Below are 13,916 nucleotides of genomic sequence, written 5' to 3' on the forward strand. Positions count from 1 at the left end.
CTAGGTTCACGTGCTTACTGGTCGAGCACGAGCTTGATGTCGAGCGGCGGCGTCGCGCGCACGAGGTTGACGCGTTTGACGCCCGTGGCCGGTGCGTCCGCGTAGGCGAGATAGTCGATCGTCCAGCCGTCCTGGCGGATCTGCTTGACGTGCGTCGTGTCGGCCGGGTCGCGCACCGTCTGCGCGGGCGTCGCGGGCGCGGGCGTCGGCAGCAGCCAGTAGCGCAGGCCCGCCAGCGGCAGCGAGAAGCCGAGCGTGTTCTGCATCAGCTCGCCGACGTCCGTCGCGTATTGCGGCTGGCGGTTCGGCAGTTCGAGCGACGCGGCCTGCGGTGTCGATTTCACGACCGCGAGCGTCTGGCCGAGCGGGCTGCGCAGCTCCAGCGACACGTCGTCGCCGTACTCCTGCCAGTCGAAGTTGCCGTACACGTTCTGCGGTCGGCCGAGGCGATCGTTGTACTGCACCGCGAAACGGCCGTGGTACGCGTGCGTCGCGGCCGTCTGCAGCACCGTGCCCGCCGGCGCATTCGCCGACGGCGGCGTGCTCGCGCAGCCGGCGAGCGCGAGCGCGGCGCCGGCCGCGGCCAGCGTGCGCAGCGCGCGGGAAGACAGGGAAAGCATCGGGAACATCCGCATCAGAGGCCGTTGATCTGCAGGCGCTTGAGCGTCTGCACGAGCGTGTCGTTGTCGGGCTCGAGCTTCTGCGCGGCACGCCACGCGGTGCGCGCGTCGTCCTGCGCGCCGCTCTTCCACAGCACTTCGCCGAGGTGCGCGCCGATCTCGGCGTTCGGCTGCAGCTCGTACGCGCGCCGCAGCACCTTCGCCGCGCCGGCCGCGTCGCCCATCCGGTACTTCACCCAGCCGAGGCTGTCCATGATGTACGCGTCGTTCGGCGCGAGCGACAGCGCCTTGTCGATCAGCTTGCTGGCTTCGGGCAGGCGCTGGTTGCGATCGGCCAGCGAATAGCCGAGCGCGTTGTACGCCTGCGGGTTGTCGGGCTGCGTGCGCATCAGCTCGCGCAGCTGCTTTTCCATTGCCGCGTAGTGGCCCGTCTTCTCGGCGGCCATCGCGTAGTCGTAGCGCAGGTCGGGATCGTCCGGGAAGTCCTGGACTGCCTGCGCGAGTCGCGCCTCGGCTTCCGGATAGCGCTTCGCGGTAAACAGGATCGACGCGTCGGTGCGTGCGACCACGGCCGCATCGCGCGGATCGCTGATCGGCAGGTCGTCGAGCACCTTGCGGGCCTCGTCGGTCTTGCCCTGTTTCTGCAGGAGCTGCGCGCGCGTGATCTGCGCGGGCAGGTAGTGCTGGCTCGTCTGGTCGACCTTGTCGAGCCATTGCGACGCCTGCGCGTCATTGCCCTGTTCGATCGAGATCTGCGCGAGGTAGATGTAGCCCTGGCCGACGTCGAGGTTCGGCTGCTTGTTGCCGAGCTGCACGTACTGCTTCAGGTATGCGTTCGCGTCGTCGAGTTTCTTCTGCTGGATCTTGATCAGCGCGAGCGCCATCAGCGGCGTCGGGTCCTTCGCGTCGAGCTTGCGCATCGTCTCGAACTGCTTCTGCGCGTCGTCGAGGCGGTCGTCGGCGAGGTAGAGCTGCGACAGTGCGAGGCGCGCATCGCGCGACTTCGGATTCTGCTGAACATATTTCTCGAACGACGTGATGCCGGCTGCGCGCTCGGCAGGCCCCATCTGCGACAGCATCAGCGCCGCCGGCAGATAGTCGGGGCGGATCTGCAGCGCCTGCTTCAGCGACTGCGCGGCGCCTTCCTTGTCGTCGACCGCGAGCTGCTGCCGCGCGATCGCGAGCTGCGCCTCGGGACGGTTCATGTCGTTCTTCAGCATGTCCTTCAGCACCGCGAGGCCGCCGACGCGGTCCGCGCCGCGCACCAGCAGCGCCTGCAGTGCGAGGATCGCGGGGCCGCGCGTTTCGCCGGTCGCGCGGGCCAGTTCGCGCGCGAGCATCGGCTGCGCGTCGGCCGGCTTGCCGGCGAGCACCAGTAGCGCGGCGTCGACTTGCGATGCGCGGTTCGAATCCGGTGCGTACTGGCGCCAGAGATTGGCCGCGGACAGCGCGTCGGCCGGGCTTTGCGCGCCGAGCGCGATCTCGGTCGCACGCTGCGCCATGCGCGGATCGCGCGTGTCGCGGGCGAGCGCGAGGTAGGTCTGGTAGGCCGGCGCCGGCTGGTTGCGCTGAAGCGCGACTTCGGCGGCCAGTACCTGGTAGACGATCTGGCTCGTCAGCGGGACGCCCGGGAGATTCTTCTGCTCGTCCGGCATCACGTGCTCGAACGCGCCCTGCGGCTCCGCGTCGTCCGATGCCGGATCCTGCGCGTGAGCCGGGATGGCGGTGAGGGTCCAGGCGGCGAACAGCGCGGCGCCGAGCGCACGGCGGACCGGGAAGGCACGCACGCCGCGCTCGGCGGCGGGGCGCTTCAGAAGCAGCTTCGAGGGCAGGGTCATGGAAATCCGTTCGATGTTTCAACCGATTGTAACGCGCTCGCTACAATACACGCACGATCGTGAATCGAGTTTCGGACCCGTAGAACATGCCAGAGTTGCCAGAAGTCGAAGTCACGCGCCGGGGCATCGAGCCCTTTGTCGCGGGCCGCCGCGTCGAGCGTGTCGACGTCCGTACCGCGATGCTGCGCTGGCCCGTGCCGGCGGGGCTCGCCGAGCAGTTGCGCGCGCGCGAGGTGCTCGCCGTCGAGCGTCGCGGCAAGTATCTGCTGTTCGAGGTCGACGCAGGCTGGTTCATCGTCCATCTCGGGATGACGGGCACGCTGCGCGTGCTGCCCGCGGCCGGCGTGCCGGTGGCTGCGAAACACGACCACATCGACTGGATCTTCGACGAATTCGTGCTGCGGTTCCGCGATCCGCGCCGTTTCGGCGCCGTGCTGTGGCACCCGCGCGAAGCCGGCGACGTGCATGCGCATCCGCTGCTCGCGAGCCTCGGCGTCGAGCCGTTCTCGCCGGCGTTCACCGGCGCGCTGCTGCACGCACGCACGCGCGGCCGCACGGTGTCGGTCAAACAGGCGCTGCTCGCGGGCGACATGGTCGTCGGCGTCGGCAACATCTATGCGTCGGAGAGCCTGTTTCGCGCGGGCATCCGGCCGACGACCGCGGCCGGCAAGGTGTCGCTGCCGCGCTATGAGCGGCTGGCCGACGCGGTGCGCGCGACGCTCGCCGACGCGATCGAGCGCGGCGGCAGTACGCTGCGCGATTTCGTCGGCAGCAACGGCGAAAGCGGCTATTTCCAGCTCGACTGCTTCGTCTATGACCGTGCGGGGCTGCCTTGCCGCGTCTGCGGCACGCCGATCCGCCAGATCGTGCAGGGTCAGCGTTCGACTTATTACTGCCCGACCTGCCAGCGTTGAGCCCCGCGTTGCAACCTTTTTCCGAAGATTCGAACACTTGAAGCCGCCCCGCATCGCCCCCGCTCCGTTCCCCGTCACGCCGCTGCATCGCACGTTCGCCACGCGACTGATCGCCTGGCAGCGCGAGCACGGCCGCCACGACCTGCCGTGGCAGAACACCCGCGATCCCTACTGGATCTGGCTGTCGGAAATCATGCTGCAGCAGACGCAGGTCTCGACCGTCGTCCCGTATTACACGCGCTTTCTCGAGCGCTTTCCCGACGTCGCCGCGCTCGCGGCCGCGCCGTCCGACGACGTGATGGCGCTGTGGGCCGGGCTCGGCTACTACTCGCGCGCGCGCAATCTGCACCGCTGCGCGCAGGTCGTCGTCGCCGAGCATGGCGGCGTATTCCCGTCGACGCCGGAAGCACTTGCCGAACTGCCCGGCATCGGCCGTTCGACGGCCGCGGCGATCGCGTCGTTCGCATACGGTGCACGCGCGACGATCCTCGACGGCAACGTGAAGCGCGTGCTGGCGCGCGTGTTCGGCGTCGAGGGCTTTCCGGGCGAGAAGCGCGTCGAGAACGACATGTGGGCGCTGGCCGAATCGCTGCTGCCGGATGCCGCGAACGCGGCCGACGTGAGTGCCTATACGCAGGGGCTGATGGATCTCGGCGCGACGCTGTGCGTGCGCGGCAAGCCGGATTGCGCGCGCTGCCCGTTCGCGGGCGACTGCGTCGCGCAATCCACGGGCCGCCAGCGCGAACTGCCGGCCGCGCGGCCGAAGAAGGCCGTGCCGACGCGCAAGACCTGGATGCTCGTGCTGCGCGACGGCGACGCCGTGCTGCTCGAACGGCGTCCGCCGGCCGGCATCTGGGGCGGCCTGTGGTGCCTGCCGCAGGCGGACGGCGATGCGGCGCTCGCGGAACTCGCGCGTGGCTTCGGCGGCGGCGGCCCGGTGCCGCTCGCGCCGTTCACGCACACGTTCACGCATTTCCGGCTCGAGATCGAGCCGCGGCTGAGCGACATGACGAACGGCGGCCTTCCGCTTGCGCATGCACGGGATGCCGAGACGGCGTGGGTGCCGCTCGCCGGGCTCGATGCGTACGGCGTGCCGGCGCCCGTGCGCAAGCTGCTCGATGCGCTGAGCGGGTCGTTGCTGTAACGATGGGGAAAGGGCGCGGTGCGGGCCGTGCTTACGGAAGTGCCGCGCCGACGCGGTCGGCTCGCCCGTCAGGATGATCCGCCCGGCGACGCCGGTGCGACGCGGCTGGCCGGCCGCGCCTTACAGCCAGCCGTGCCGGTCGAGCACGTGGTGCACGGCGTCGATCCGCGCGCCGACATCCGGAAACTCCATCAGCTTCTGCCGTGCGCGCAGGTCGAGCGGCAGCAGTTCCGCGAGTCGGTTCGACACCCAGCTCGGGTCGTCGAGGCGGAACGGTTCGCCGAACGGCATCTTGTCCGGTTCGGACTTCTTCAGCGCTTCGATGATGCGCTCGAGCACCTCGGCGCACGAGCCGAATTGTGCGAGCGCCTGTTCGCCTTCGAGCGGGATGTCGTCGGGCAGCGGCTCCGCGATCCCGACCAGCAGCCCGTTGCTTTCGACGCGATACGACAGCAACTCGAATCGCTGCGTGCCGATCGCCTGCAGGTACAGCATCCCGAATTCGCCGGTGTCGCACTCGGTGATGCGCGCCATGCAGCCGATCGTCTCGGGCACCGACACGGCGCCGTCCTGCGCGACTTCGGGCCCGCTCTTCAGGAGGCACACGCCGAACGGCGCGTCGTCGCGCAGGCACGCGCGCGACATGTCGAGATAGCGCGCCTCGAATACCTTGAGCGGCAGCAAGCCACCGGGGAACAGCACCGTATGCAGCGGAAACAGCGGCAGGTCGATCAGGGTGGTCGATAGGGTGGACATGGCGCGCCGGCGAGAGGGCGGTGTCGCTAAGGTCGTTCGACCTCGGTGACGAGCCGCGACGACGCGTCGACATCCACCGGCGCGTCACGATGCCGCACGATCACGTTCGCATCGTGCGCGAGGCGCGCGGCGAGCGTTTCCGCGATGAACACCGAGCGATGCTGACCGCCCGTGCAGCCGATGGCGACGGTCAGGTAGCTGCGGTTGTCTTCACGAAAGTGCGGCAGCCATTTCATCAGGAACGCATGGATGTCGTCGATCATCTGGTGGACGATCGGCAGTGCGTCGAGAAAGGCGATGACCGGCTGGTCCAGCCCGGTGAGCGGGCGCAGCTCATGGTCGTAGTACGGGTTCGGCAGCGCGCGCACGTCGAACATCAGGTCGGCATCGAGCGGCACGCCGCGCTTGAAGCCGAATGACTCGAACATCACCATCAGGTCGTTGTTCTTCTGCTCGATGAAGCGCTTGACCCACGTGCGCAGCACGTTCGCGCGCAGCGTGCTCGTATCGATCTGGTGGCCGAATTCGGCGAGCGGCGCGACCAGCTCGCGTTCGCGCTCGATCGCTTCCTCGAGCGACGACAGCAGCCCGACGTTCGCGTCGTGCGACGGCGAGCCGGACAGCGGGTGGCGCCGGCGCGTTTCGGAGAAGCGCTGGATCAGCGCCTGCGTGCTTGCGTTGAGGAACAGCACGCGGACATCGTGCTCGAGCGACAGCGAGCGGATCAGGCCGGGCATTTCGTCCAGCGATGCGCTCGAACGCGCATCGATCGCGACCGCGAGCCGGTGCTGGCCGCCGTCGGCCAGGTAGCGGGCGAGTTCGGGGAGCACGTGCGGCGGCAGGTTGTCGACGCAGTAGTAGCCTGCGTCTTCGAGCGCGTTCAGCGCGACGGACTTGCCTGAGCCGGAGATGCCGGTGATGAGGACGATGCGCATGGGAAGCAGAGAATCCTGACGTTTCATCATAGCACCGGCTCGACGCGTCGGCGCTGCGAGGCCGGCGCGGGGCGGTTACACGAGCTTGCCGGGGAACTGGCTGTCGGGATCCTGCATCGCGAGTCGTTGCCGATCCATGAAATCGCGCAACGTGTCGATGCCGCGCAACTGCAGGATCGTGTTCCGCACGGCCGCCTCGACCAGCACCGCGAGGTTGCGGCCGGCCGCGACCTGGATCGTGACCTTGCTGATCGGCAGACCGAGCACGTCGACCGTCTGGCTTTCCAGCGGCAGCCGCTGGAATTCGCCGTCCGGGCGGCGCACGAGCTGGACGATCAGCTTCAGCTTCATTTTCCGGCGCACCGCGGTTTCGCCGAAGATCGTCTTGATGTCGAGCAGGCCGAGGCCGCGCACTTCCAGTAGGTTCTGCAGCAGCGGCGGGCAGCGGCCTTCGACGAAATCGGGGCCAAGTCGGACGAAGTCGACCGCGTCGTCGGCGACGAGGCCGTGGCCGCGGCTGATGAGTTCGAGGCCGAGTTCGCTCTTGCCGAGCCCGGAGTCGCCGGTGAGCAGCACGCCCATCCCGAGGATGTCGAGGAACACGCCGTGCAGTGTCGCGCGCGGCGCGAGGATGCGCGACATGTAGAGCCGCAGGCTGTCGATCACGGCGGCGGCCGACATCGGCGTCGTGAACAGCGGCGTGGATGAGCGCGTGCAGCGCAGCACGAGCTCGGGCGGCGCGGCGGCGCCGCCGGCGACGACGAGGAACGGCGGTTCGAGCGCGATCAGCTCGGCCATGTGGCGCGAACGGTCTTCGTCGGTCTGCCGCTGGTAGTAGTCGATTTCGGCTTCGCCGAGCACCTGGATCCGGTTCGGGTGGATCAGGTTCAGGTGGCCGACGAGGTCGGCGCTCGACGTCGCGTTGCCGACGGTGTCGGCCGAAAAACCGCGCTCCCAGCCTTCATGCCCCGTCAGCCAGCTCAGTTTCAGCGTGGCCGCGTTGTCGTCGAAGATGCTCTGGGCGTTGATGCTGGACGTATCCATGACTCTCGTCACTCCAATGAGCCGGTGCATGCGCGCGGCGACGGGCGTCGCCATGCCGGACCGGCGCCGGGCGGCCCTGGTCGGCGGCGTGTGCCGCCTCGTTCGGGAAAATAATCCGCCCGGATCAACTCAAGGTTGCCACTGAGTGAGCAGGCGATGCAACTCGGCGAGATCCGTTTCGTTGTGCAGACGCTCTCGCGCGTCGCGATCGGACAGCAGTTGCGCGATTTCCGACAGGATCTCGAGGTGCTGCTGGGTGGCTTGCTCGGGGACGAGCAGGAAAATCAGGAGACCGACCGGCTGGCCGTCGGGCGCTTCGAACGGGATCGCGTCGGCGAGCCGCACGAAGGCGGCGAGCGGATGCTTGAGCCCCTTGATGCGCCCGTGCGGAATCGCGACGCCTTCGCCGAGCCCGGTCGAGCCGAGGCGCTCGCGCGCGAACAGGTTGTCCGTGACGGTGCTGCGGGCGATGCCGTTCTGATTCTCGAACATCAGCCCGGCTTGTTCGAAGACGCGTTTCTTGCTGGTGACGGAGAGGTCGATGACGACGTTCTCTATGGGCAGGATTTTGGCTAGGCGATTCATGTTGGCAGGCGATTGGGCGGCCTGGGGTCTCCTTGCGGCGGCAGACTGATTTTCCATGTTCGGCGATATCAAGGCGTTCGGCATCGGAAACCTGCACGACAGCTACCGCACCCAACGCCCCCCGGCGATAACCGGAACATTATAGAGCACAGCCGCGTGCGTGGCGCGGCATGGACGGACCGGTCGCACCACTGCCGCGTGGACGCAAAAAAAACGCCCGGCGAACCGGGCGGCGTGTGTGTTGCGGTGAACGTTATTGCGGCGGCAGTTCGATCTGGTCGATCGACGGCTGCAGCTTGATCGGGTCGTGCGCATGGGTCTGCAGACGCTCCATGTGCTTGACGACCTGGCGATCCAGCTTGTCGATCAGCAGATCGATCGCAGCGTACAGGTTGCCGTTTGCGCTTTCGACGAAGATGTCCTTGCCCTTCAGATGCAGGTTGATTTCCGCGCGCTGCTGCTTGTCCTTTTCCTTGTGATTGTCGACCGAGAGGATCACAGTGCCATCGATCACCTGATCGCTATGCCGTAGCACCCGGTCCAGCTTGGTGATCACGTATTCGCGAATTGCAGGCGTGACTTCGAGATGATGTCCACTGATCTTCAGGTTCATAGTGCTTCTCCAAGCGAGTGACCACCCGGCCGCATCGAGGCGGCGCTCCGGTCGACTTGCCCCTGCCGCATGGCGCGGCAAATTCGCGGACAAGTCGCCCGGCCTGTTCCCCGAGTGCGCGGTGGCCGGAACACGCCTGCCGCCGGGCAGGCAGCAGGCTTAAAGAGACTTGCGCAGATTCACTGCCGGGATCTTGAGGGCTTCGCGGTACTTGGCAACCGTGCGGCGCGCAACCACGAATCCCTGTTCTGCCAGCAGCTCGGCAATGCGGCTGTCCGAAAGTGGCGATTTTGGGTCTTCAGCTCCTATCAGTTGCTTGATCAGGGCTCGGATGGCGGTCGACGATGCGGCGCCTCCGGTGTCGGTCGAAACGTGTGATCCGAAGAAGTACTTAAATTCCAGCGTCCCGAACGGGGTCAGCATGTACTTCCCGGTTGTCACACGGCTGACAGTCGACTCGTGTAGGCCCAGCGTATCAGCTATTTCCCGCAAAACCAAGGGGCGCATGGCAATTTCGCCATGCGCAAAGAAGTTCTTCTGACGTTCGACAATAGCCTGCGCGACACGCAGGATCGTGTCGAATCGCTGCTGGATGTTCTTGATCAGCCAGCGTGCTTCCTGGAGCTGTTGTTTCAACGATCCGGCCGACGGGTCGCCGCGGCTGTTGCGCAGGATGTTCGCGTACAGGTTGTTGATCCGCAGGCGCGGCATCACTTCCGGATTGAGTTCCGCGAGCCAGCCCTGGCCGGCCTTCTTCACGATGATGTCGGGCACGACGTAGTCGGCCTCGGCCTTGCCGTAGGCAGCGCCGGGGAACGGCTCCAGCGAGCGGATCAGCGCGTGCGCGTCGCGCAGCGCGTCGTCGCTCGCCTTCAGCTGCTTGCGCAGCCGCGTGAAGTCGCGCGCGGCGAGCAGTTCGAGGTGCTGCGACACGATCTCCAGCGCGAGCGTGCGGGTGGGGGACGGATCGAGGCGCAGCAACTGCAGCTTCAGGCATTCGGACGCCGAGCGGGCCCCGACCCCGGCCGGATCGAAACTGTGCAGCAGCGCGAGCGCCGCATTCAGTTCGTCGCAGTCGATTTCCAGTTCGGGCGGCAGGTCGGCGAGCACTTCGTCGAGCGTGGCGGTCAGGTAGCCGTCGTCGTCGAGCGATTCGATCAGGAACATCACGAGCGCGCGGTCGCGCGGCCCGGCCTGCGTGACGCGCAATTGCGCGGACAGGTGGTCGCGCAGCGACGTCGCGGCTTCCTGCACCTGCAGGGGCGGGAGATCGTCATCGTCCGAGGCGCCGCTCGAGCGGCCGAACTCGTCGAGATTCCACTGCGGGCCGTCGCCGGCGTCGCCCGATGCGTATCCGTCGTATTCGTCGGCGCCGGCCGGCTCGTCGCGCTCGGCGCGTTCGCTCGACTGGCTGCTGCCGTTCGTGATGCCCGGTTCGGTGTTCTGTCCGGGCGGCGTCTGCGCGATCAGCGATCCGTCCGCCGCGACGCGCAGCGGGCTCGCGATCCATTCGTCGTCGTTCTCGAGCAGCGGATTCTGCGCGACGGCCATCGCGACTTCCTGCTGCAGTTCGAGCGTCGACAGCTGCAGGAGCCGGATCGACTGCTGCAGTTGCGGTGTCAGCGCCAGGTGTTGCGACAGGCGGAGTTGAAGGCTGGCTTTCATGGCAGAGAGGGAGTCATACCGGCAGTTTGCCACGACCCAGGCGCCTTGAGCCATCCGCGATTACGCGCGGCGCGGCGCCCGGCCGCGGCGGGGCCGCAGGACACGCGGGCGCGCCCCGCGCGGCGATGCCGGGCGGGGGCGGCCAGCCACGGGGGATTTACATGCGGAAGTGTTCGCCGAGGTACACGCGGCGCACGCTTTCGTTTTCGATGATTTCGCTCGGCGCGCCGGCGGCGAGCACCGAACCGTCGCTGATGATGTAAGCGTGGTCGCAGATGCCGAGCGTTTCGCGGACGTTGTGATCGGTAATCAACACGCCGATGTTGCGCTGCTTCAGGAACTTGACGATCTTCTGGATCTCGAGCACCGCGATCGGGTCGACGCCGGCGAACGGCTCGTCGAGCAGGATGAAGTTCGGATTGGTCGCGAGCGCGCGCGCGATCTCGACGCGACGGCGTTCGCCGCCCGACAGCGACAGCGCCGGGTTCTCGCGCAGGTGGCCGATCTGCAATTCGTCGAGCAGCGCCTCGGTGCGCGACGCGATCGCGTCCTTCGACAGCCGCTTGCCGTCTTCGCCGTGCTGCAGCTCGAGCACCGCGCGGATGTTTTCCTCGACGGTCAGCTTGCGGAACACCGACGCTTCCTGCGGCAGGTACGACAGGCCGAGCGACGCGCGCTTGTGGATCGGCAGCAGGCCGATCGAGCTGCCGTTCAGCGAGATTTCGCCCGCATCCGTCGGCACGAGGCCGACGATCATGTAGAACGACGTCGTCTTGCCGGCGCCGTTCGGGCCGAGCAGGCCGACGACCTCGCCGCTCTTCACGTCGAGCGACACGTCCTTGACGACGGTGCGCGAGCCGTAGCGTTTCTTCAGGTTGCGCACGACGAGCGAGCTCGTCGTGCCGGCCGGCTGGCGGTTCGGAAGCGCGTTCATTGGGCCGGCGCTCCCTGGATCGTGGTCGACGGCGACAGCTTCGCCGGCGCGCCGTTCAGCTGCCCGGGGCCGCCGTTCTTCGGCGACAGCATCGCGCGCACGCGGCCGTTCGGGTTGCCCGGCGCCGCGACGTCCTTGCCGCCCTTCGCGGTGTAGAAGTCGCGCTGGCCGTCGTACGTGATCACGCTGCCGTGCACGGTGTCGGCGATCGTCGACGTGCCCTGCAGGCGGCGCACGGTCGCGGCGGTCGTCAGCGTCGTCAGGTCCTGCTTGCCGTCGTAGTCGATGCGCTCGGCGTCGCCGTCGATGTATTCGTCGAGGCCTTCGCGCTTCTGGCGGAACGTCGCGTGCTTCTTGCCGCTGCCGAACGACGTCGCGTACTGATAGCCTTCCGGATCCTGGCGCACTTCGACGCGGTCGCCCTTGATGATGATCGTGCCCTTCGTGATCACGACGTTGCCGGTCGCGACCGTCACCTGCTTCAGGTCGTCATAGGTCAGGTTGTCCGCCTCGACGTTGATCGGCTTGTTCTGGTCGGCCTTCTCGGCATGGGCGAGCGGCGCCAGCCCGACGAGCGGGAGCGCCACGAGCGTCGCGGCGAGCGCGGCGCGGACGGCGCGCGCAGCGCCGCCGGAATTCTGTCGAGGGAACGGTTCGTTCATGCAGTCACGTGAGGGATGCGTCACCTGGATTGACCTTTCGAGCCGCCGGACGTGTCCGCCGCGGCGATCGTGCCGCGCACGTTGCCGTAAAGCTCGATGACCCGGGTGACGTTGTTGTACTTCATGCCGTCGGTCGCGTTGACGAGCGACAGGCCGCGCTGAAGTTTAACCGGCTTTTCGGTCTGGATCACATCGTCATTGACGAAGATCCGGAAATGCTGGGAATCGGCCTGCATCTGCGGATCGCCGCCGCCGGCCACGCGCAGGATGCGCGCATCGTCGTACAAGTCGACGATCGACACGTCGCCGTTGACGGTGCCGCGCTTCGCGGTGGTCGTCACGACCGGCTTGCCGGGCTGGAACGCGCGCATGGCCGGATCGGTCAGGTCGCTGTTGTCGGTATCTTCGTAATGGATCAGCTTCGCGGCCGTCAGCCGGTATTGCGTCGAGCCGGACTGGTCGAGCTCGGTGACGGAAAAGTTGTCCGCGAAATAATCGGGCGTGTGGCGCTTCGGCCGCACGGCGTCCTCGCCGGGCGGCGGCAGCGTCGCCTGCAGCAGCCACCACGTGATGCCCGCGAGCGCGGCGACCGCGACGAGCGGCAGCAGCTGGGTCCAGCGGAAATGCGTGTTCATCCGTCAGGCTCCGCAGGCAGCCGCGAGCAGCGCGTCGTAGCGGCGCTGCGCGCGCAGGATCGCGTCGCAGACCTCGCGCACCGCGCCGTGGCCCCCGCGGGCCTCGGCCACCCAGTGCGCACGCGCGATCACCTCGGGGTGCGCGTTGGCCGGTGCCGTCGCGAAGCCGCAGCGCAGCATCACCGGCAGGTCGGGCCAGTCGTCGCCCATGTAGCCGCAGGCGTCGGCGGTGATGCCGAGCGATGCGATCAGGTCGGCGAACACGGCGAGCTTGTTCTCGACGCCCTGGAACAGGTGCGCGATCTTCATTTCCTTCGCGCGCGCCGCGACGATTTCCGAGCGGCGGCCGGTGATGATCGCGGTCGCGATGCCGGCCTCGCCGAGCAGCTTCACGCCGTGGCCATCGAGCGAATTGAACGACTTCATCGCGTCGCCGGCCGCGGTAAACAGCAGCCCGCCGTCGGTCAGCACGCCGTCGACGTCGAAAATCATCAGCTTCACGCGGCTCGCGCGTTCGGCCGCAGTCAGCGCTGCGCTCATCAGATCACCTTCTTCGAAAACAGGTCGTGCATGTTCAGCGCGCCGATCAGCGCGCCGTCGGCATCGACCACCAGCATCTGGTTGATCCGGTGGCGCTCCATCAGTTCCACGGCCTCGACCGCGAGATGGTCGGGGCCGATCGTGCGCGGCTCGCGCGTCATCACGTCGACGATCGGCAGCGTGCGGAAATCGCCGTCGCGCGCGAGCACACGGCGCAGGTCGCCGTCGGTGAAGATGCCGGCCACGCGGCCGTCGGGCCCGACCACGGCGGTCATGCCCAGCCGCTTCGCGGTGATCTGGAACAGGGCGTCCGACAGCGTCGCGTCGAGCCCGACGCGCGGCACGTCGTCGCCCGAGCGCATCACGTCGCGCACGTGGGTGAGCAGGCGCCGGCCGAGCGCGCCGCCCGGATGCGAGCGCGCGAAATCCTCGGAACCGAAGCCGCGCGCGTCGAGCACCGCGACGGCGAGCGCGTCGCCGAGCGCGAGCGCGGCAGTCGTGCTCGCGGTGGGGGCGAGGTTCAGCGGGCAGGCTTCCTTCGACACCGCGGCGTTCAGGTTCACGTCGGCGAGCGTGCCGAGGCTCGATTCCGCACGACCCGTGATCGCGATCAGCTTCGCGCCGATCCGCTTCACGAGCGGCAGGATCGCGACGAGTTCTTCCGATTCGCCGGAATAGGAGATGCCGATGAAGACGTCGTCCGACGTGACCATGCCGAGGTCGCCGTGGCTGGCCTCGGCCGGGTGGACGAAGAAGGCCGGCGTGCCGGTGCTGGCGAGCGTGGCCGCGATCTTGCGGGCGATATGCCCCGATTTGCCGATGCCGGATACCACGACGCGGCCGCGGCAGCCGAGCAGCAGCGCGACGGCCTGAACGAAGTCGCCGTCGAGCTGGTCGCGCAGCGCGCGCACGGCGTCCGCCTCGATGTCGAGCACGTCGCGGGCGAGCGCGAGCGCCCGATCATCATTGATTTTCGCTATCATGCGCGGAGTATAGCAAAGGCGTTTGTTCGCCGCGCCGCGCCTTCGGAC

At 67.8% G+C, this 13,916-nt stretch carries 15 protein-coding genes; 2 read left to right on the forward strand and 13 right to left on the reverse strand.

Annotation, left to right across the window (positions count from 1 at the left end):
* Positions 1-14 precede the first annotated feature (14 nt).
* Both lolB and DID99_RS09140 read right to left on the reverse strand, forming a co-directional pair.
* Positions 15-635 (reverse strand): lipoprotein insertase outer membrane protein LolB, encoded by a 621-nt coding sequence (gene lolB, locus DID99_RS09135; RefSeq protein ID WP_124571314.1) that lies wholly within the window; start codon positions 633-635, stop codon positions 15-17.
* The gene (locus DID99_RS09140; protein ID WP_124486508.1) at positions 635-2,458 is read right to left on the reverse strand and encodes a tetratricopeptide repeat protein; all 1,824 of its coding nucleotides are present in this window, start codon (positions 2,456-2,458) and stop codon (positions 635-637) included. The genes lolB and DID99_RS09140 overlap by 1 nt, the downstream gene beginning before the upstream one ends.
* An 86-nt stretch (positions 2,459-2,544) precedes the next feature.
* On the opposite strand from DID99_RS09140, the gene mutM reads away from it, so the two are divergent.
* Both mutM and mutY read left to right on the forward strand, forming a co-directional pair.
* The gene (mutM, locus tag DID99_RS09145) at positions 2,545-3,372 is read left to right on the forward strand and encodes a bifunctional DNA-formamidopyrimidine glycosylase/DNA-(apurinic or apyrimidinic site) lyase (protein WP_044847468.1); all 828 of its coding nucleotides are present in this window, start codon (positions 2,545-2,547) and stop codon (positions 3,370-3,372) included.
* A gap of 37 nt (positions 3,373-3,409) precedes the next feature.
* Entirely contained in the window at positions 3,410-4,516 is a 1,107-nt protein-coding gene (gene mutY / locus DID99_RS09150) for an A/G-specific adenine glycosylase (protein WP_124486507.1), read from the forward strand.
* 120 nt (positions 4,517-4,636) lie between these two features.
* Here the strand turns inward: mutY and DID99_RS09155 are convergent, their stop codons facing one another.
* The 11 genes from DID99_RS09155 to kdsD all read right to left on the reverse strand — a co-directional run bounded on the left by DID99_RS09155 (position 4,637) and on the right by kdsD (position 13,868).
* Complete coding sequence (locus DID99_RS09155) at positions 4,637-5,272, reverse strand: LON peptidase substrate-binding domain-containing protein (RefSeq protein WP_124486506.1); 636 nt, start codon at positions 5,270-5,272, stop codon at positions 4,637-4,639.
* 26 nt (positions 5,273-5,298) lie between these two features.
* On the reverse strand, positions 5,299-6,207 hold the full coding sequence (gene rapZ, locus DID99_RS09160) for an RNase adapter RapZ (protein ID WP_124520748.1): 909 nt from the start codon (positions 6,205-6,207) through the stop codon (positions 5,299-5,301).
* A 75-nt stretch (positions 6,208-6,282) separates the two neighbouring features.
* On the reverse strand, positions 6,283-7,251 hold the full coding sequence (gene hprK / locus DID99_RS09165; protein WP_006483133.1) for an HPr(Ser) kinase/phosphatase: 969 nt from the start codon (positions 7,249-7,251) through the stop codon (positions 6,283-6,285).
* 129 nt (positions 7,252-7,380) lie between these two features.
* Positions 7,381-7,920, reverse strand: a complete 540-nt coding sequence (locus DID99_RS09170; protein WP_044847464.1) for a PTS sugar transporter subunit IIA — start codon at positions 7,918-7,920, stop codon at positions 7,381-7,383.
* Positions 7,921-8,089: 169 nt separating this feature from the next.
* The gene (gene hpf / locus DID99_RS09175; protein WP_006477786.1) at positions 8,090-8,449 is read right to left on the reverse strand and encodes a ribosome hibernation-promoting factor, HPF/YfiA family; all 360 of its coding nucleotides are present in this window, start codon (positions 8,447-8,449) and stop codon (positions 8,090-8,092) included.
* A 159-nt stretch (positions 8,450-8,608) separates the two neighbouring features.
* Complete coding sequence (locus tag DID99_RS09180) at positions 8,609-10,114, reverse strand: RNA polymerase factor sigma-54 (RefSeq protein WP_044847463.1); 1,506 nt, start codon at positions 10,112-10,114, stop codon at positions 8,609-8,611.
* A 157-nt stretch (positions 10,115-10,271) separates the two neighbouring features.
* Positions 10,272-11,048, reverse strand: coding sequence for an LPS export ABC transporter ATP-binding protein (lptB, locus tag DID99_RS09185; RefSeq protein ID WP_124486505.1), 777 nt, complete (start codon positions 11,046-11,048; stop codon positions 10,272-10,274).
* Positions 11,045-11,710: a lipopolysaccharide transport periplasmic protein LptA gene (lptA, locus tag DID99_RS09190; RefSeq protein WP_044847461.1), complete on the reverse strand. Its 666-nt coding sequence runs from the start codon at positions 11,708-11,710 to the stop codon at positions 11,045-11,047. The genes lptB and lptA overlap by 4 nt, the downstream gene beginning before the upstream one ends.
* 20 nt (positions 11,711-11,730) lie before the next feature.
* Positions 11,731-12,345 (reverse strand): LPS export ABC transporter periplasmic protein LptC, encoded by a 615-nt coding sequence (gene lptC / locus DID99_RS09195; protein ID WP_124666528.1) that lies wholly within the window; start codon positions 12,343-12,345, stop codon positions 11,731-11,733.
* A gap of 3 nt (positions 12,346-12,348) precedes the next feature.
* Positions 12,349-12,885, reverse strand: coding sequence for an HAD family hydrolase (locus DID99_RS09200; RefSeq protein ID WP_044847459.1), 537 nt, complete (start codon positions 12,883-12,885; stop codon positions 12,349-12,351).
* Complete coding sequence (kdsD, locus tag DID99_RS09205; protein WP_124486503.1) at positions 12,885-13,868, reverse strand: arabinose 5-phosphate isomerase KdsD; 984 nt, start codon at positions 13,866-13,868, stop codon at positions 12,885-12,887. The genes DID99_RS09200 and kdsD overlap by 1 nt, the downstream gene beginning before the upstream one ends.
* Positions 13,869-13,916 lie beyond the last annotated feature (48 nt).

The organism is Burkholderia sp. Bp8986, from assembly GCF_003854225.1.
Classification (GTDB): Bacteria; Pseudomonadota; Gammaproteobacteria; order Burkholderiales; family Burkholderiaceae; genus Burkholderia.